The 17,615-nt window shown below is 66.9% G+C and carries 14 protein-coding genes; 10 read left to right on the forward strand and 4 right to left on the reverse strand.

Annotated elements, in window-relative coordinates:
* The first annotated feature begins 84 nt into the window (after positions 1 to 84).
* The 4 genes from HGI30_RS08360 (at position 85) to HGI30_RS08375 (ending at position 2,018) form a co-directional block, all read left to right on the forward strand.
* Complete coding sequence (locus HGI30_RS08360; protein WP_168907209.1) at positions 85 to 981, forward strand: M14 family metallopeptidase; 897 nt, start codon at positions 85 to 87, stop codon at positions 979 to 981.
* A 133-nt stretch (positions 982 to 1,114) separates the two neighbouring features.
* Entirely contained in the window at positions 1,115 to 1,354 is a 240-nt protein-coding gene (locus HGI30_RS08365; protein ID WP_235680368.1) for a hypothetical protein, read from the forward strand.
* 99 nt (positions 1,355 to 1,453) lie between these two features.
* Positions 1,454 to 1,756 (forward strand): iron-sulfur cluster assembly accessory protein, encoded by a 303-nt coding sequence (locus HGI30_RS08370; protein WP_168907211.1) that lies wholly within the window; start codon positions 1,454 to 1,456, stop codon positions 1,754 to 1,756.
* Positions 1,746 to 2,018, forward strand: a complete 273-nt coding sequence (locus tag HGI30_RS08375; protein WP_235680369.1) for a YuzB family protein — start codon at positions 1,746 to 1,748, stop codon at positions 2,016 to 2,018. The genes HGI30_RS08370 and HGI30_RS08375 overlap by 11 nt, the downstream gene beginning before the upstream one ends.
* A 65-nt stretch (positions 2,019 to 2,083) precedes the next feature.
* Here HGI30_RS08375 and HGI30_RS08380 read toward each other — a convergent pair whose 3' ends face one another.
* Complete coding sequence (locus HGI30_RS08380; protein WP_168907212.1) at positions 2,084 to 3,220, reverse strand: THUMP domain-containing class I SAM-dependent RNA methyltransferase; 1,137 nt, start codon at positions 3,218 to 3,220, stop codon at positions 2,084 to 2,086.
* Positions 3,221 to 3,336: 116 nt separating this feature from the next.
* Between HGI30_RS08380 and HGI30_RS08385 the strand changes: the two genes are divergently transcribed.
* The gene (locus tag HGI30_RS08385; protein ID WP_206110048.1) at positions 3,337 to 3,990 is read left to right on the forward strand and encodes an O-methyltransferase; all 654 of its coding nucleotides are present in this window, start codon (positions 3,337 to 3,339) and stop codon (positions 3,988 to 3,990) included.
* 15 nt (positions 3,991 to 4,005) lie between these two features.
* On the opposite strand, the gene HGI30_RS08390 is transcribed toward HGI30_RS08385, so the two are convergent.
* The gene (locus HGI30_RS08390; RefSeq protein WP_168907213.1) at positions 4,006 to 5,055 is read right to left on the reverse strand and encodes a LacI family DNA-binding transcriptional regulator; all 1,050 of its coding nucleotides are present in this window, start codon (positions 5,053 to 5,055) and stop codon (positions 4,006 to 4,008) included.
* Between the two features lie 131 nt (positions 5,056 to 5,186).
* On the opposite strand from HGI30_RS08390, the gene HGI30_RS08395 reads away from it, so the two are divergent.
* On the forward strand, positions 5,187 to 8,318 hold the full coding sequence (locus HGI30_RS08395; RefSeq protein ID WP_168907214.1) for an alpha-amylase family protein: 3,132 nt from the start codon (positions 5,187 to 5,189) through the stop codon (positions 8,316 to 8,318).
* 197 nt (positions 8,319 to 8,515) lie between these two features.
* Here HGI30_RS08395 and HGI30_RS08400 read toward each other — a convergent pair whose 3' ends face one another.
* Together HGI30_RS08400 and HGI30_RS08405 are read right to left on the reverse strand one after the other, a co-directional pair.
* Entirely contained in the window at positions 8,516 to 8,857 is a 342-nt protein-coding gene (locus HGI30_RS08400; RefSeq protein WP_168907215.1) for a helix-turn-helix domain-containing protein, read from the reverse strand.
* A gap of 125 nt (positions 8,858 to 8,982) precedes the next feature.
* Entirely contained in the window at positions 8,983 to 12,441 is a 3,459-nt protein-coding gene (locus HGI30_RS08405; protein ID WP_168907216.1) for a PAS domain S-box protein, read from the reverse strand.
* A gap of 201 nt (positions 12,442 to 12,642) precedes the next feature.
* On the opposite strand from HGI30_RS08405, the gene hemE reads away from it, so the two are divergent.
* The 4 genes from hemE to HGI30_RS08425 all read left to right on the forward strand — a co-directional run bounded on the left by hemE (position 12,643) and on the right by HGI30_RS08425 (position 17,592).
* Positions 12,643 to 13,731, forward strand: coding sequence for a uroporphyrinogen decarboxylase (gene hemE / locus HGI30_RS08410; protein ID WP_168907217.1), 1,089 nt, complete (start codon positions 12,643 to 12,645; stop codon positions 13,729 to 13,731).
* Positions 13,724 to 14,662, forward strand: coding sequence for a ferrochelatase (hemH, locus tag HGI30_RS08415; protein WP_168907218.1), 939 nt, complete (start codon positions 13,724 to 13,726; stop codon positions 14,660 to 14,662). The genes hemE and hemH overlap by 8 nt, the downstream gene beginning before the upstream one ends.
* Positions 14,659 to 16,107: a protoporphyrinogen oxidase gene (gene hemG, locus HGI30_RS08420; RefSeq protein ID WP_168909799.1), complete on the forward strand. Its 1,449-nt coding sequence runs from the start codon at positions 14,659 to 14,661 to the stop codon at positions 16,105 to 16,107. Before hemH ends, hemG begins: the two co-directional genes overlap by 4 nt.
* A gap of 123 nt (positions 16,108 to 16,230) precedes the next feature.
* On the forward strand, positions 16,231 to 17,592 hold the full coding sequence (locus tag HGI30_RS08425) for a CapA family protein (RefSeq protein ID WP_168907219.1): 1,362 nt from the start codon (positions 16,231 to 16,233) through the stop codon (positions 17,590 to 17,592).
* Positions 17,593 to 17,615 lie beyond the last annotated feature (23 nt).

Below are 17,615 nucleotides of genomic sequence, written 5' to 3' on the forward strand. Positions count from 1 at the left end.
GTCCCCGTCCGCGCCGCGGACGGGGATAGCTGCGTTTGCGGCCGCATATACATCTTCCATCGAGATCGGAGGAGGCGAGCGCGAATGGCGAGCGGCAGAGCGATCGTACGGCCGCGGCCGTACGGCCCGGCGGAGCTGGAAGAGGATCTGGAAGCGCTGCAGCGGCGCTATCCGGAGCTGCAGCGCCAGCCGGCGGGCGCGAGCGTCATGGGCAAGCGGCTGGAGCTGCTGCGGATCGGCCGAGGCCATCGGCATGTGCATCTCAACGCTTCGTTCCATGCGAACGAGTGGATCACCAGCCTGGCGCTCATGCGATGGGTCGAGGAGCTGCTGGAGCAGCGCTCGGCGGGCCGCGACCCGGCGGACGGGCTGTCGCTCTGGCTGCTGCCGATGGTCAATCCGGACGGCGTGGAGCTCGCGCTGGGCGGCTTGCCGGAGGGGCATCCGTACGGGCGCCAGCTGCTGGAGTGGAACGGGGGCAGCGCCGACTTCAGCGGGTGGAAGGCCAACATCCGCGGCGTCGATCTGAACGACCAGTTCCCGGCCCACTGGGAGGAGGAGCGCAGGCGGCGGGGCCAGGAAGGACCGGGGCCGCGCGACTATCCGGGCGAAAGCCCGCTCAGCGAGCCGGAGGCGCGCGCGGCGGCGGCGTTGACGGAGCGGGAGTCGTTCGATGTCGTCGCGGCCCTGCACACGCAAGGCGAGGAGATTTATTGGAACTATCGCGGCTTGGAGCCGGCATGCGCCAGGGGCATGGCCGAGTGTCTTGCCCTCGCCGCGGGTTATGCGGCTGTCGAGCTGGCCGACAGCGACGCCGGCTACAAGGACTGGTTCATCCAGCGGTTCCGCCGGCCGGGCTTCACGATCGAGCTCGGCTGGGGCGTGAACCCGCTGCCGCTGGAGCAGCAGGAGGACATTCTCGCCCGGCTGCGTCCGCTGCTGGAGGAGCTGCTGCGGCTGGCGCGCGAGGACCAGGCCTGAGAGGACGGGACCCGCAGGGAGACGCGAGCCTGCGGGCTCTTTTTTTGTGGGCGCAACCGCAGGGAATCTCTGTTCGTATAAAAATAGGCCGGTTTAAAAGCAAGCTTGGCCGGCGAAGCTGAACCGAGGAGGAATGACGATGCGCAAGCTGCTCTCGCTTCGCCATTGGAAGCATGTATTCGCCCGGATTTTCCGGCTGCTGCGCTCGCGGGACGTGAAGCCCGTCCATAAGCTGCTGTTCCTGGTGCCCGTCGCGCTGTACTGGGTGCTGCCGGACGTCATGCCGTTCATGCCGATCGACGACATCGCCGTCACGATGCTGGCCGCCGAGGGCTTCACCCGCTGGATGGAGGGCAAGTACCCGGCGGGTTGAAGTTTCGGCGGGCTTTCTATAAAATGATAGAGACAAAAACCGCGAGATTCCCCCGCCTGCCAGGCGGTCGGATGACATAGACCCAAGGAGGACATCCCGATGAACTGCAAGATTACCCGCAATGCCGCCAAGATCCTCAAGGCAGAGCTGGACAAGCCCGAGCACGAAGGCAAGTTCCTGCGCGTCTACATCACGCATGCGCACGGCGACCATGCGCACTACGGACTCGGCATCGACGACCGCAGCGACAAGGACGAGCTCGTCTCCACCGACAAGGAGATCGACGTGCTGCTCGAGAAGGGCGTCGAGCTGCTCGACGGCGTGAAGGTCGACTACCTGTATTCTCCGGAGGAGGGCTTCGTCGTGACGAATCCCGCCAAGGGCAACCACGGTGACCACTGAGGCGCTGGAAGCTCCGCTCGGGACGGAAGGTCCGGCCTCGCTGAACGACATCCGCATTTGCGACAAATGCAAGTTCACCCGCGTCAAGACGCTGCTGCCCAAGCTGCAGAAGCTGGACCCGGAGGCGGACATCAAGGTCGGCTGCAAGTCGTACTGCGGCCCATGCGGCAAGCGGGCGTTCGTCTTCATCAACGGCCGCTACGTGACCGCTCCGACCGAGGACGAGGTGCTCGAGAAGGTCAAGCCCCATGTCAAAAAATAAAACCGGCGCCGCCGGCGGGACGCTTCAGTCCTGCCGGCGGGAGCCGGTTTTTTTCATTGGGGGGGCTAGCTGCGGGGAGGCAGCGGGCCGAGATATTGGTACAGCTGGCACTCGATGCGGCCGTTGAACAGCTTGCGCTTCTTGTCCGCCGAACGGCCGTAGCTCTGCTCGAACGTCTTGGACGGGCTGAGGGCGAAGACGGACCAGTCCTTCTTGACGGCGTCGATGAAGCCGAGCTGGCGGATGACCTTGTCCGCTTCCTTCTCCGTGCCGAGCCGCTCGCCGTAGGGCGGGTTCGTAATGATGCAGCCGTACTTGCCGGCAGGCTGCGCGCGCGCGATCGGCAGCGTCTGCAGCTTGATGTCGCGGGCGAAGCCGGCCTTGCGCACGGCCGCCTCGGCCACCTCGATCGCCTCCGGGTCGATGTCGGAGCCGGCGATCTCGAGCGGGACGTCGTCGCGCACCGCGTCCATCGCCTCCTCGCGGGCAAGTTCCCAGCGGCGCTGGCCCATGATGTCCCAGCTGCTGCTGTTGAACTCCCGACGCAGGCCGGGAGCGACGTTCCAGCCGATCATCGCCGCTTCGACGAGGATCGTGCCGGAGCCGCAGAACGGATCGTACAGCGGCCGCGACGGGCTCCAGCGGCTGAGCAGCACCATCGCCGCGGCCATCGTCTCCTTGAGCGGAGCCTCGGTCACGAGCTTGCGGTAGCCGCGCTTGTGCAGGCTCGCCCCGGTCGTGTCGAGCGTGATGAGCGCGACGTCGTTCAGCAGGCTCACCTCGATGACGTAGCGGTCGCCGTCCTCGGCGAACCATTCCGTGCCGTAGCTGTCCTTCATGCGCTCGACGACCGCTTTCTTGACGATCGACTGGCAGGCGGGCACGCTCGACAGCTGCGACTTCTGGGAGCGGCCGTTCACCGGGAACTCGCCGTTCTCGGGAATCCAGTCCGGCCAGTCGACGGCGCGCACGCCCTCGAACAGCTCCTCGAAAGTAAGGGCGGGGAATTCGGCCATCTTGACGAGGACGCGGTCGGACGTGCGCAGCCACAAGTTCGTGCGCGCGATGTCCTCCAGGCCGCCTTTGAAGGTGACGCGGCCGTTTTCGGTCTTCACCTCGCTGTAGCCGAGGTCCTTGAGCTCCCGGGCGACGACCGCCTCGAGGCCCATGGGAGAGGTTGCGATCAGTTCTAGCTGTTGCATCGGTTTGCGTTCACTCCATATCCGGCCGGGCGTTTGTGTCTCCCGGCCTGTCATCATACAATCAAGTATAGGCGATCGTACCGATCCAGCACAACGAGGAAGGCAGGAACCGAAGAATGAAGGAACGTTTGCTTGGACCTGAAGAGATGGAGCGCTACATCGAGGAGCTGTTTCCGCCCGATCCCGATCTGCGGCGGGTGCTGGAGGGCATCCGCGAGCGCGGCATGCCGGAAATTTCCGTGCCGACCGGCTACGGCCGGCTGCTGACGCTGCTCGTCGCGATGAGCGGCGCCCGGCAGGTGCTGGAGATCGGCGCCCTCGGCGGCTACAGCGGCATCTGCCTGGCGCGCGGGCTTGGCCCGCAAGGAAGGCTGACGTCGCTGGAGCTACTCCCGGAGTACGCGGAGCTGGCGGCCGCGCAGCTGGAGGCGGCCGGATTCGGCGGGCGCACGGAGTACCGGGTCGGAGACGCGGGACGCAGCCTCGAGGCGCTCAAGGCGGAAGGACGGCGCTTCGGCTTTTTCTTCATCGATGCGGACAAAGGCGGCTACCCGCGCTATCTGGACGCCGCGATCGAGCTGGCGGAGCCGGGCGCGGTCATCGTCGCCGACAATACGCTGCTGCGCGGCCGCGTCGCCGATCCGGCGCGCACCGGCCCGTCCGTGCTCGCGATGCGGGAGTTCAACCGGCGTCTCGCCGAGGACCCTCGGCTCGCGGGAACGCTGCTGCCCGCCTATGACGGGCTGGCCGTCATGCGCGTGATCGGCTGAGCGAAGCGCAGCCGATCACGTGCTCGCGCGCAGGACGAGCTCCGGCACGAGTCCGACGCGCTCGACCGGGGCGGCCGGCCGCGCGCTGCGGCGCTCGAGCGCCTCGACGGCGCGCTGGCCGAGCTGCTCCTTGCCGAGATCCATCGTCGTCAGCGGCGGCCGCGTCCACGCGGAGCCTTCGATATTGTCGATGCCGGCGACGCGGCAGCGGCCCGGGACGTCGATGCCCCGCTGCTGCAGCAGCTTGAGCAGCTCGGCGGCGATGTCGTCGTTGGCGCAGATGAACGCGTCGGGCAGCTCCTCCGCGCGGATGCGCGCGACGCGCGCCTGCAGCGCCTCGATCCATTCGCGCGAGTACGGGATCGTCCAGCGGCGCAGCTCGCCGTCCTTGCGCTGGGCGAACGTCTGCTCCAGCGCCGAGCGGCAGCCGAGCCAGCGCTCGCGAAAGCTCACCGAGAAGCGGTCGCTGCCGACGAACACGAAGCTGCGGCAGCCTTTGTCGAGCAGCAGCCCGCTGATCATGCGCGCCGCGGCGATGTTGTCGTTGGCCACGCTGTCGAGTCCCGAAAACGGCTCCTGGTGGTCGACGAGCACGACGGGGACGCCGATGCGTTTCATAGCGGCAAGCTGCTTGAGCGGAAACGCGCCGACCGCGAGCCCGCCGACGCAGCGCGTCCGGTCGAGATACGGCGGCAGGATGTCGGCCGCCTGGCCGTCGTCAAACGGCGCGAGCACGACGGCGCCCCAGCCATGCTCGCGGCAAGCCTCCTGGATGCCGCCGAGCACGCGCTGCCAGTACATCGGCTCCTCTTGATGGATGCGGGACATCCAGACGACGACGTAGCGGCCGTCGGCCTCGGCCTGGCCTTGGGCGGCCGGGCGGGCGTGCGCCGGATCGAAGCCGTTCGCCCCGAGCGCGGCTCGCGCGGAAGGCGCCTCGTAGCCCATCGCGCGGGCGGTTTCCATGACCCGCTGGCGGGTCGCCTCGCTGACGCCCCCCTTGCCGGCGAGCGCTTGGGATACCGTATATTTGGATACGTGCAGCCGGTCAGCGATCTGCTGCATCGTCACTTTTCCCCCTCTTGACATCGAACCACGCACCCTCTAAAGTTTGGTTGAAATTCGGATGCTTTTAGCCTAACAAACCTAACGAATTCAAGCAAGCCAAACTTTTGCATAGAGAGGAAGATGGGTTCATGGCGACATGGCTGGCATTTTACGATGGAGGCTTCCCCTTTCCGGGAGTCCGTCCGGAGCAGGAGCAGCTCGGCGCGCTGAGCGGGTCCTTGACGGGAGCGGGCGAGCTGGCGGAACGTCTGGACCGGGAGCGGCCGGACGCGCTGCTGATGCTTCACGGACCTTATTTCCCCAAGGCCGCGTGGCCGGCGATCCTGAGCCATCTGCAGCGCGGCGGCGGCCTCGTGACGATCGGCGGCATTCCGCTGCGCATTCCGGTCTCCGGCGACGGCCAAGGCTGGAAAGAAGAGCTGGAGCAGACGAACTACCATCAGGCGATCGGCATCCACGAAGCGCTGCGCGCCGATACGTCCAAGGTCGTCCGCTGGAAAGCCTCGTCCGCGATCCCGCTGCTGGCGGGAGCGGAAGAGCTGTTCGACGGAGCGCCGACCTACGGCCTCGCGCTGCATGTGACCCGCAAGCATGACCATCCCGGCGAGAACGGCTCCGGCGGTCCGATGGACGCCAACATCTACCCGCTGCTGACAGGGGAGGACAAGGACGGCCGCGAGCGCTGCGCGCCGGTCGTGCTGCTCGAGAACACGAAGGGAGACTTTGCCGGCGGACGCTGGATCTTCGCCTGCCGCGAGGCTGGCGCCGGATTCTGGGCGGACGGCCGGGGCGCCGAGGCGCTGGCCGTCTGGGGCGGCTATGCCGCGCGCGGCGTGACGGAGTGGTGGCTGAAGCCGAACTATGCCTGCTACGAGCCGGGCGAGAAGCCGGTGCTGACGTTCCAGCGCCAGCGTCTGAGCGAGCGCGCCGACGGCGCCTGGCAGGTCCGCTACGAAGTGAGCCGCGAGTCCGCCGGAGAGCGCGAAATTGTCGCCGGCGGCGAGCTGGAGCTGACCTCGGGCGAGCTGGCCGATTATGAGCGCGTCGCGCTGCCGATAGCGGCGGAGCCGGGCTTCTACCGGGTCGAGGCCGAGCTGACGGCAGCCGGCAGCGGCGAGCGGCGGCGGCTCGTCCAGGGCTTCTGGGGACGGGACGATGCGCTGCTGCGAGAGGGCGGCATGCTCCAGGCCAACCGCGATTATTTCGTGAAGGATGGCCGCCCGCTGCCGATCGTCGGCATGACGTACATGACGAGCGACGTCGCCCGCAAGTACTTGCATCTGCCGAACGCGGCCGTCTGGGATCGCGACATGGCGCAGATGGCGAACGCCGGCATCAACTTGATCCGCACGGGCTTGTGGACGGCGCTGCGCAAGATGGCGTTCGTCGACGGCCATGTCAGCGAGGAGATGCTGCGCGCGGTCGACGCGCTCATCCTGACGGCGAAGCGCCACGGCCTCGAGCTCGTGTTCAACTTCTTCGCGTTCACGCCGGAGCTGTGGGAAGGGGAGAACCCCTACCTCGATCCGCGCAGCGTCGAGGCGCAGAAGCGCTTCCTGACGGCGGTCGTCTCCCGGCACAAGGACAGCGCGCACGTGCACTGGGACCTCATCAACGAGCCGACGATGTTCAATCCGGCGAAGCTGTGGAACGCGGCCAGCACGCTGCGCGACCGCTTCGAGATCGCCGCGTACCGCCAGTGGCTGCGGGAGCGCCACGTCGACATCGAACGCCTGCAGGAACGGTGGAACATGTCGCCGCTCGACCTGCCGTCGTTCGACAGCATCCTGCCTCCGCTGCCGGAGGACATCGGCTTCTCCACGACGGAGCTGGTCGAGAAGCGCAGCGGCCAGTGGCTCGACTACCTGCTGTTCTCGCAGGACATGCACAACCGCTGGGCGGCGGAGCTGCGCGCGGCGATCCAGGCGGTGCAGCCGAAGCAGCTCGTGACGGTCGGCCAGGACGAAGGCCTGCAGGCGCAGCGTCCGTCTCCGCTGTTCTACGAGCAGGCCGTCGACTACACGACGGTGCACTCTTGGTGGAAGAACGACCAGCTCGTGCTGGACGGCATCTTCGCCAAGACGCCGAACAAGCCGAACGTCATCCAGGAGACGGGGATCATGTACGTCGAGACGCCGGACGGCTTCGCCAAGCGCACGGAGGAGGAGCTGCGCGCGATCCTCGAGCGCAAGTACGCCTACGCCTTCTCCACCGGCGGAGCGGGCGCGGTCCAGTGGATCTGGAACATCAACTTCTACATGCACAACGTGAACGAGTCGCATATCGGCGCGCTGCGCGCCGACGGCACGGAGAAGCCGGAAGCGGACGTCTCGTACGACTTCGGGCGCTTCATCCGCGAATGCGGCCATCTGTTCGAGGATCGCAGGCTGGAGGAGGTCGCCGTCGTCTATCCGTACAGCAGCGACTTCTCGAACCGCTCCAGCGTCGAGGAAAGCACGTCGCGCCTGGCGCGCTCGCTGGCGCATCGGATGAACGTCCCGTTCCGCTCGCTCGGCGAGTACAGCCTGGATATCCTGAGCGATCCGTCGTACGAATCGCCGAAGCTCATCCTGCTGCCGTCCGCGCACGCGCTGAGCGACGAGGCGTTCGCCGCGCTGACGCAGTGGGCGGGGCGGACAGGCGGCACGCTGCTTGTCACCGGTCCGCTCTCGCTCGATGCCTACTGGCATCGTTCCGGCCGCGCCCATGGGCTGATCGGGGCGACCGCCGTCGGCAACGTCCGCCGCGAGGAGGCGCTGGAGCTGGACGGCGAGCTGCTGGCGGTCGGCTTCGGCGGCGATGGCATCGCGCGCCTGAGCAAGGAGTCGCCGCTCGGCGAGGACGGCAAGCCGGCCGCAGCGGCCAAGCTGCACGAGATCGCGCTCGGCAAGGGACGCCTGCTCTGGTGCCCGCTGCCGCTGGAGCTGGCCGAGAGCTGGATGCCGCTCGAGGCGGTCTACGACATCGCGCTGGAGGCGGCCGGAGTGGAGGCGGAGCTGCGCTGGGAGCAGGGCGGCGAGCTGGCCGGCGTCTACGGCCGCAAGCTTCAGTTCAAGGACGGAGCCGTATTCATCTTCGTCTCGGAGTATGCGCTTGACGCCGACGTCCGCGTCGTCGATCCGGCGACCGGCACGTCGTATTCGTTCCGTCTCGAGGCCGAGCGCTCCGTGCTGTTCGCCGCCGGCAAGGACGGCTCGCTCGTCAGCGTCTATCGCCCGGACGAGGTCCAGGTGGCGGTCCGCGCGGCCGCCCGGAGCTGAGCGGCGCTAGGAAAGGCTGAAGCGGGCTGAAGAGAGGGGCTGAGCCCTCGATGGAGGGCGGAGTCGATCCGCGAAGAGGAGCGGCCGCTCGCGGACCTGAATGCGCCTGCCACGGCGATGCAGCCGGCCCGCGAACGCAGCCAACATCAAAGGGGCAGCCCCGAGGTCCGTATCGGACCCCGGGGCTGCCCCTTTGATCATTCCTTATCCTTGTCCTTGTACTCTACGATCGGGCGGATCACCTGGGAGATGAGCCGGATCTTGTCGGGCGAGCAGCCCTCCAGCATCTCGATGATCTCGCCTCGCAAGAAATCCTGGGAGGAGCGGTTCGCGCCGCTCAGCAAATATTCCGGCGTCTCCTCAAGGACGACGCACAATTCGGAGAGACGGTCGAGATTGATCGGCGTCCGGCCTCGCTCGATCTTGCTGATGTAGGCGTTGGATACGTCAAGATGCTCGGCCAGCGCCTCCTGGGTCAAGCCCTTTTCCTCGCGGGCCTTGCGGATCCGCTTGCCGATTACGGAGTAGTCATAAGCCATATCGTCGATCACCCTAATCCAAACTATAGCAACGATGAACGCCGCCTTACATGGACTAGGATTCCAATTGAACCTATCATTCCATTCCTGGCATGCAGGAGCTTTTTGTATCCAGCCGCCCAGGCTCACTCCCGCATGCGGTCCAGGCCGTAGCCGCCGGAGACGAGCGTGCCGAGCACGCGCGCCACCTCGGACGCGAAGACGGGCTTGGCGATGAAGTCCTTCATGCCGGCTTCGAGGCACTTGTCGCGGTCGGCCTGGCGGACGAACGCCGTCACGGCTACGATCGCCGGCTGCCGCTCCGCCGGGATGCGGGCATGGATCGCCCGGCTCGCCTCCAGGCCGTCCATGACCGGCATCTGCAGATCCATGAAGACGATGTCGTAGCGGCTTTCCTCCAGCGCCTGGAGCGCTTCCTGGCCGTTGGAGGCGCTGTCGACGGAGCAGCCCATCTTGCCCAGGACGGCATTCAGCAGCATGCGGTTGACCTGGTTGTCGTCGACGACGAGCGCCCGAACGCCGCTGAAGCGGGCCGAAGCGGCGGGCCCGTCCGCCTCGAGCAGGCTCGTCTCGGACGTCTGGGCTTGCGCGTCGAGCCGCTCCTCCTGCTCGATCTCGAGGCGGATCAGCACGCGGAACGTCGAGCCGTCGCCCGGCGTGCTCTCCACGGCGATCGAGCCGTCCATCAGCTCCACGAGGCGGCGGCTGATCGCCAGGCCAAGTCCGGTGCCTCCGTACTTGCGGTTGAGGCCGGGATGCAGCTGCGAGAACGATTGGAAGAGCAAGTTCTGCTTGTCGAGCGGGATGCCGATGCCGGTGTCGCGCACCGCGAGCTCGAGCATGGCGGCGCCGCGGTCGCGTCCGAGCAGGCGCGCCGCCAGGCAGACCCGGCCCTCGTCCGTGAACTTGACGGCGTTGCCGACGAGATTGACGAGCACCTGCCGGATGCGGCCCTCATCGCCCAGCAGCGCCGGCGGAATCGACTCGTCCAGCCGCAGCTCCAGCCGCAGCCGCTTTTCCGCCGCGACGGCACCGAACAAATCCATGACCTCCGACGCCAGCTTCGGCATGGAGAAGCGTTCCTTTTCCAGTACCATCTTGCCCGCCTCGATCTTGCTGAAGTCGAGAATCTCGTTGAGCAGGCGCAGCAGCGACTCGCCGCTCTGGATAATCATGTCGGCGTAGCTCTGCTGCTCGTCGTCGAGCTCCGTGCCGGCCAGCAGGTCGGCCATGCCGAGGATGCCGTTCATCGGCGTGCGCAGCTCGTGGCTCATGATCGCGAGGAACTCCGACTTGGCGCGGTCCGCTTCCTCGGCGGATTCCTTGGCCCGGATGATCTCCTTCTCGTTCGTCATGTCCTGGAAGACGAGCACGGCGCCGCGATGCTCACCCCGGTCGTAGATCGGCGTGACGCGGAATTCCGCGAGGAAGCTCGATCCGTCCTTGCGCCACAGCAGCGCCTCCGGACTATGGTAGGACCGGCCTTCGCGCAGCGCCTGATGGATCGGCGACTCATGGCGCTTGTAGGGCGTTCCGTCGGCGCGCGTCTGCTCGATCAGGTCCAGATAGGAGCTGCTGCTCGATTCGGCGGCCGTCAGCCCGAGCATCGCCGTCGCCGCCGGATTGACGAACATCGTCCGCCCCTCGTTGTCCAGCCCGAGGATGCCTTCGGAGACCGCGTTGAGGATGAGCGTGTACTGATGGCTGAGCTTCTCGATCTGCTCGACGTAGCGCGCCCGCTCCGAGATATCGCTGGAGATGCCGTAGACGCCGACGACCTCGTCGTCCACGATGATCGGGATGTTGATCGTTTGGATGAGCAGGTCGTGGCCTTGCTTGTGGCGGATCTTGAGATCGTAGGACTGGGGCTGGCCCTGGCAGGCGAGTCCGAAATGATGAAGCGTCTTTTCGGCATATTCCTCCGGAACGATCGGTCCCCAGTTCATCCCGATCAGCTCGTCCAGCGAATAGCCGGTCAGCTTCTCGAGGTTCTCGTTGGCCGTCAGATAGTCGCCCTGCAGATTCATCGAGTAGACCGCCTGCGGGCTGTGCTCGAACAGCGACTTGTAGCGCTGCTCGCTTTCCTGCAGCTTCTGGCTGACGAGGATGCGCTCGGAGATGTCGCGCGAGAGGGCGACGATCTCCAGCGGCTCGCCTCTTCCGTCGCGGATGCAGCTGCATGTGACCTCCAGCCAGACGTAGGAGCCGTCCTTGCGGAGGAAGCGGTATTCCACCGTCTGCGAGCTGTCGGTGCGCAGCTGCTGCTCGATGTAGCCCTGCACCCGCTGCCGGTCGTCCGCATGCACGTACGGGAGGACGCCGCGCCCGAGCAGCTCCTCGGCCGTGTAGCCGAGCAGCTTCTCCACCGACGGGGAGAGGAAGGTGAACTCGACCTTCGGGTCTCCCTGGTGGCGCGTGATGAGGTCCGGAGACGTTTCGGTGATGAGGCGGTAGTTGCGCTCGCTCTCCAGCAGCTGGCGCTGCAGCTGGCGCTGCTCCGTGACGTCGCGCACGATGCCGATGAACCGCTCGGGCTTGCCCTGCTGGGTCAGCCTCGGCTCGCAGCGGACCTGGAACGTCTTGGCCGAGCCGTCGGGGAGGTCCAGGGCGTATTCCCATACTCTCTCGCCCGGAGGGTTGTCCTTGCCGAGGCGGAGGAACTCCTTCAGGCTGCGGTCGACCGGCCGGTCGACGAGGTTCAGCAGGTCGATGAGTGCGTCCTCGGGCGCCGCTTCCGCGGGCAGCAGATAGGCGAACATGCGCCTCGCGTCCTCGGAAAAGGTGATGAGGCTGCGGTCGATGTCCCATTCCCAGGCGCCGATCTTGGCGATGCGATGGACGGCGGCAAGCATTTCCTCGTATTTCTTCATGCCGGTGACGTCCCGTCCGAAGGTCAGGATCCGCTTGCGGCCGTCGGCGAGCCGGATTTCCCTGGAATAGGTCTCCATCCAGATGAAGCGGCCGTCCTTGTGGCGGACGCGGCGCACGAAGTTGCGGTCGGTATCGTACATCCGGCCCGGCGTCATCTCCTTGGCTTCCTGCTCATGATAGTAATCGCGCCGGCTGCGTCCGATCATCTCGCTCACGTCGTACCCGAGAATCTCCTTGATGGAAGGAGCGCAGTAAAGGATGATGCCCTCCGGGGTGCTGCAGGTGATGAGATCGAGCGTATGGTCGACGATCAGCTCGGCGATGTTCTCCTCGACGAGCGGCTCGCCGCTGGAAGCCCCGTCCTCGAGGACATGCAGCGCGACGCAGGCGCTGCCGCCGGAGGAGGCGTCCGTGAAGACGGCGCGGATCGGCAGCGAGCCGGCCCGCGCCGTCCGCAGCATCGCGCGCCGCTCGCAGGAGCCGCCGCTCATCGCGGCTGCGGCCGCCTCCGCGAGCGAGCCGTCCGGCAGGTCGACCATGCGCGAAGGAGAAGGAGGCGAGGCGCCTGCATCGTCGCCGTATCCGGTCAGGCGGAGAAAGGCCGCGTTCATGCCCTCCCACTGCATCGCCTCCGGATCGAGGAGGGCGACGGCGAAGGGCGAACGCTCGAGCGCCACGGCAGCCCGGTCGGGGCGGAGGGAATCTAGAGTCATAGGTTCAAAAGTCTCCTTCTCGGTTAAAACGGCAATGGGCAAATTGAGGTCATTTAACCTAGTATAATCGTTTTGCCGAACCCTTGAAACGGCTTTGTCATAGGATTGTCATAGCCGTCGCGGAGCGAAGGTTGTTAGCCATTTTGAAAACGGGCATAATGGAAGCGATGGGAAATTCATAGAGAGCGAAGGGGCGCGCACATGATCAACAACGACACCTTCCTCCGGGCTCTGCGGAGGGAGACGGCCGGCCATGTTCCGGTCTGGTACATGAGGCAGGCGGGACGCTACGATCCGGATTACCGCAAGATCAAGGAATCGTACAGCCTGCTCGAAATCTGCCGCCAGCCCGAGCTGGCCGCGGAAGTGACGCTCATGCCCGTGCGCAAGCTCGGCGTGGACGCAGCCATTTTATATTCCGACATCATGAACCCGGTCGCGTCGATCGGGATCGATTTCGATATCGTGGCCGGCACGGGGCCGGTCATCCACAACCCGATCCGCAGCGCGGAGGACGTGCGGCGGCTCAAGCCGATCGACGTCGAAGGCGATCTCGGGCATGTGCTGGAGACGATCCGCATCCTGGACCGCGAGCTGACGGTGCCGCTCATCACGTTCGCCGGCGCGCCGTTCACGATCGCCAGCTATCTGATCGAGGGCAAGCCTTCGCGCAGCTACTTGAAGACCAAGGCGATGATGTACGGCGATCCGGAAACCTGGTTCCTGCTCATGGACAAGCTCGGCGACATGGTCATCGCCTACCTGCGCGCGCATGCGGCAAGCGGAGGCAAGGCATACCAGCTGTTCGACAGCTGGGTCGGCTCGCTCGCTCCGGCCGATTTCCGCCGGTACGTGCTGCCGACGATCCGCCGCATCTTCGCGGAGCTGTCCGACCTGGAGCAGCCGGGCATCTACTTCCCTGGCGTCAGCTCGGGCGAGCTGCTGCCGGAGCTGCGGGACCTGCAGGCAAGCGGCATCGGCATCGATTGGCGCGTCAGCATCCCCGAGGCGCGCCGCCGGCTCGGCGGCGGCTTCGCGATCCAGGGCAACCTCGATCCGGTCGTGCTTACCGCGCCGATGGACGTCATCGAGCGCCATGCCGCCGCGATCATCGATCAGGGCATCCAGGAGCCGGGCTACGTGTTCAACCTCGGCCACGGCCTGTTCCCCGAGGCGTCGCTCGACAAGCTGCGCGAGCTGACCGTTTTCGTGCATGACTACTCGTCCAAGGCGCTGTCCGGCGCGCAGCCGGCGGCCGCTCATCCGGGAAAGGAGCTGCCTCATGTCTAACGCAGCCATCGGCGTGCTCGTGATGTCGTACGGGACGCCCGAAAGCCTCGAGTCCGTCGAGGAATACTACACCCACATCCGCCGCGGCAGCGCGCCGTCGGCCGAGCAGCTCAAGGAGCTGACCGACCGCTACGAGGCGATCGCCGGCGGCGTCTTTCCGCTGCGAGAGAACACGGACCGCCAAGTATCCGGCCTGCAGGACAAGCTCGATACGGCCGAGCCGGGCCGCTTCCGCTGCTATCAGGGCCTCAAGCACGCCCGTCCGTACATCGAGGACGGCGTCGCGGCCATGGCCAAGGACGGCGTGAAGCGCGCGGTCGGCATCGTGCTGGCGCCCCATTACTCCACGATGAGCATCGCGAGCTACAACAAGCGCGCGCTCGCCGAGGCGCAGAAGCACGGCATCGAGCTGGTATGCGTGGAGTCCTACCATCTGCATCCGAGCCTGATCGAAGCGCTGGCCGAGCGCGTGCGCGAAGGCGTCGAGGCCGTATCCGCCAAATCCGGCGGAGCGGACGTCAAGGTGCTGTTCAGCGCGCACAGCCTGCCGGAGCGCATCCGCGAGGCGGGCGATCCGTACGAGGAGCAGCTCCTCGAGACGTCGCGCGCGGTGGCCGAGGCGGCCGGCGCGCCGCGCTGGCAGTTCACTTGGCAGAGCGCGGGACGCACGGCGGAGCCATGGCTCGGACCGGACATCCTCGAGACGATGGATCAGCTGGCGGGTGAAGGCGAGCGGGCGCTGCTCGCCGCTCCGGTCGGCTTCGTTTCGGATCATCTGGAGGTGCTCTACGACCTCGACATCGAGGCGATGGACCACGCGGACAAGCTCGGCGTGGCGTTCGGACGCATCCGCATGCTGAACTCCGATCCGCTGTACATGGAGACGCTCGCCGATTGCATCCGCGAAGCGGCGGCGAAGCTGCCGTCATGAGGACCGGGCGGACGCCCGTCATCGCCGTGGCAGGCGCCGGTCTGACCGGCCTCAGCGCGGCGTTCTACCTGCAGCAGCAGGCGCGATGGGCGGGGCGGGAGGCTCGGATCGTGCTGCTGGAGGCGAGCGGCCGCCTCGGCGGACGCATCGAGACGCTGCGCAAGGACGGCTTTACGATCGAGAAGGGCCCGGATTCGTTTCTCGGCCGCAAGACGGCGATCCTGGAGCTGACCCGGGAGCTCGGCCTGCTCGACGAGCTCGTGACGACGAACCCTAAGGCGGCCAAGACCTACCTCTACCAGGGCGGCCGCCTGCATCCGATGCCGGCGCGGCTCGCGCTCGGCGTGCCGGGGGACATGGCCAGCTTCCTCCAGACGGAGCTGATGGACCCGCAAGACAAGTTCCGTGCCTCGCTGGACTTCCTGACGCCACCGCGTCCGGACGACGGCCGGGACGAGTCGGTCGGCAGCCTGCTGGAGCGGCGCTTCGGACGGGCGATGGTGGAACGCATCAGCGAGCCGCTGCTGGCGGGCATCTACGCCGGCGATCTGTACAAGCTCAGCCTTGCCGCGACGTTCCCGCAGTTCCGCGAGGCGGAGCTGGGCCATGGCAGCCTCATCCGCGGCATGCGCGCGCCGAAGCCCGGCGGCGCTCCATCCGCGCCTGCTTATGTGCCGGCGGCGGCCCGAGGCGGCGTATTCATGACGTACCGGCGCGGGCTGCGCACGCTCGTCGACGGACTGGACGAGGCGCTTGCCGGCATCGAGCGGCGGATGGATACGCGCATCGAGGCGATCCGCCGGTCTTCCAACCGGGAGGCTCTCCCGTATGCGCTGCAGCTTGCGGGCGGCGAGCTGCTGGAGGCCGATGCGGTCGTCGTGACCGTGCCGAGCGAGGCGGCGGCCGGGCTGCTGGAGCCGCTGACGGATACGTCCGCTCTGCGCGCCGTCGATTACGTCTCCGTCGCCAATGTCGTCATGGCGTTCCGCGAGGAGGATATCGCGGATATGGCGTTCGACGGCTCGGGCTTCCTCGTGCCGCGCTCCGAGGGACGCACGATCACGGCCTGCACGTGGACGTCGTCCAAGTGGCTGCACAGCAGCCCCGACGGCCGCGTGCTGCTGCGCTGCTACGTCGGACGCGCGGGAGCGGAGGAGGGCGCGCTGCTGCCGGACCGCGAGCTGATCGCCGCCGTGCGCCGCGACGTGCGCGACACGATGGGCGTCGAGGCCGAGCCGCTGTTCACGGAGATCACGCGCCTGCCGCGGTCGATGCCGCAGTACCCGGTCGGCCATGTCGAGGCGATCGCGCAGCTGCGCGCCGCGATGCGGCGAGACTGTCCGGGTGTGTACGCGACCGGCGCCGCATTCGACGGCGTCGGGCTGCCGGACTGCATCCGCCAGGGACGCGAGGCCGCGCGTGCCATCTGGGAAACGTTGGATTAAATTGAAGCAGCTCCTTTCCGAGCGGGTACAGAATGGTATAATGGCGAAAGGCCCGTCCTCCGGCCGGGACTGTCGTTCTTGTTATCCATTCCTACCCGTCTTCGCGAGAGGAGCTGTCTTTTTTTGTACCGCAACCGCAGCCAAGCCAGACAGCAGCAGCGCCAGCGCCGCAAGCGCGCCGCGCGCCGCCTGCTTGTCTTGAACTTCATCTTGTTCGTCCTGCTCCTCGGAGCGGGCTCCCTTCTGGTCTTCGGCAACAAAAACCAAGGCCCGCCTGCTGCTTCTGGCGGAACCCCGCTGGCGGAGGCGAGTCCATCGCCATCCGCCCCGGCTCCCGCCCCGTCGGAGCCCGCAGCGCCGACGGCATCGCCGAGCGCAGCGCCGACGCCGACTCCGACTCCGTCCGCAGCGCCAACGGCCGCTCCGTCGGAGTCCCCGAAGCCGGCCGCATCCGAGTCGCCTTCTCCGGATCCCGATCAAGGGGCGGAAGCGCAGCCGACGGCGGCTCCGTCCGGCTGGAGCGGTCTCGCGCCCAAGGATGCGCCGACGATCCGCCTCGCCTTTACCGGCGACATCCTGCTCGCGTCCAAGGTGGCGGACCTCATGGAGAGCAAGGGACTGGACTATCCGTTCACCGGCGCGGCCGACCGGCTGTCCAAGCCCGATCTGACCGCAGGCAATCTGGAGACGCCGATCACGGCGCGCGGCAACCCGGCCACGGACAAGCAGTTCGTGTTCAAGGGCAAGCCGGCGTACGTGAAGCCGCTGCGCGACGCAGGCTTCGACGTCGTCACGCTCGCCAACAACCACACGCTCGACCAGGGGGTCCAGGGGCTGCTTGATACGATCGGCCATCTGGACGACGCCGGACTGCCGCATGTCGGCGGCGGACGCGACGACAAGGAAGCGTACGCGCCGGTCATCCTCGAGAGCGGCGGCGTCAAGGTCGCCTACCTCGGCGTCAGCCGGGTGCTGCCGGTCGTCGAGTGGAAGGCCGGCCCGACTCGCGCCGGAGTCGCGGAAGCATACGATCCGGCGCGAGCGCAGGAGGCGATCCGCATCGCCCGCAAGAAGGCGGATCTCGTCGTCGTCATGGTCCACTGGGGCCGCGAGCGCGCCGATCAGCCGGTCGACCATCAGCGGTCGCTCGCCCGAGGGTTCATCGACGCGGGAGCCGACCTGATTATCGGCTCGCATCCCCATGTGCTCCAGGGCTTCGAGCTGTACAAGGGCAAGTGGATCGCGTACAGCCTCGGCAACTTCATTTTCACGTCCAATGCGAATTCGAACACGAGCGAGTCCGGCGTGCTCGACGCGGTCTGCTCCAAGGACGGGCGCTGCGGCCTCCGGTTCCATCCGATGAAGATCGTGCAGGCGCGGCCTGCGCCCGTCGCGGGCGAGCAGCTCGCCGCCCAGCTGAAGCGGCTCAACGGCATCAGCAAGGCGGCCTCCATCGGAGATGACGGAACGGTGAGGCCGCGTTGAGAAGTCCACGGGACGGTGAGACC

This window comes from Paenibacillus albicereus, from assembly GCF_012676905.1.
GTDB classification, from domain to species: Bacteria; Bacillota; Bacilli; order Paenibacillales; family Paenibacillaceae; genus Paenibacillus_O; species Paenibacillus_O albicereus.

Coding starts and splice junctions, on each gene's coding strand:
- HGI30_RS08360 (WP_168907209.1), top strand. CDS start 85: ATGGCGAGCGGCAGAGCGATCGTACGGCCGCGGCCGTACGGCCCGGCG.
- HGI30_RS08365 (WP_235680368.1), top strand. CDS start 1,115: ATGACGATGCGCAAGCTGCTCTCGCTTCGCCATTGGAAGCATGTATTC.
- HGI30_RS08370 (WP_168907211.1), top strand. CDS start 1,454: ATGAACTGCAAGATTACCCGCAATGCCGCCAAGATCCTCAAGGCAGAG.
- HGI30_RS08380 (WP_168907212.1), bottom strand. CDS start 3,220: ATGCAACAGCTAGAACTGATCGCAACCTCTCCCATGGGCCTCGAGGCG.
- HGI30_RS08385 (WP_206110048.1), top strand. CDS start 3,337: ATGAAGGAACGTTTGCTTGGACCTGAAGAGATGGAGCGCTACATCGAG.
- HGI30_RS08390 (WP_168907213.1), bottom strand. CDS start 5,055: ATGCAGCAGATCGCTGACCGGCTGCACGTATCCAAATATACGGTATCC.
- HGI30_RS08395 (WP_168907214.1), top strand. CDS start 5,187: ATGGCGACATGGCTGGCATTTTACGATGGAGGCTTCCCCTTTCCGGGA.
- HGI30_RS08400 (WP_168907215.1), bottom strand. CDS start 8,857: ATGGCTTATGACTACTCCGTAATCGGCAAGCGGATCCGCAAGGCCCGC.
- HGI30_RS08405 (WP_168907216.1), bottom strand. CDS start 12,441: ATGACTCTAGATTCCCTCCGCCCCGACCGGGCTGCCGTGGCGCTCGAG.
- hemE (WP_168907217.1), top strand. CDS start 12,643: ATGATCAACAACGACACCTTCCTCCGGGCTCTGCGGAGGGAGACGGCC.
- hemH (WP_168907218.1), top strand. CDS start 13,724: ATGTCTAACGCAGCCATCGGCGTGCTCGTGATGTCGTACGGGACGCCC.
- hemG (WP_168909799.1), top strand. CDS start 14,659: ATGAGGACCGGGCGGACGCCCGTCATCGCCGTGGCAGGCGCCGGTCTG.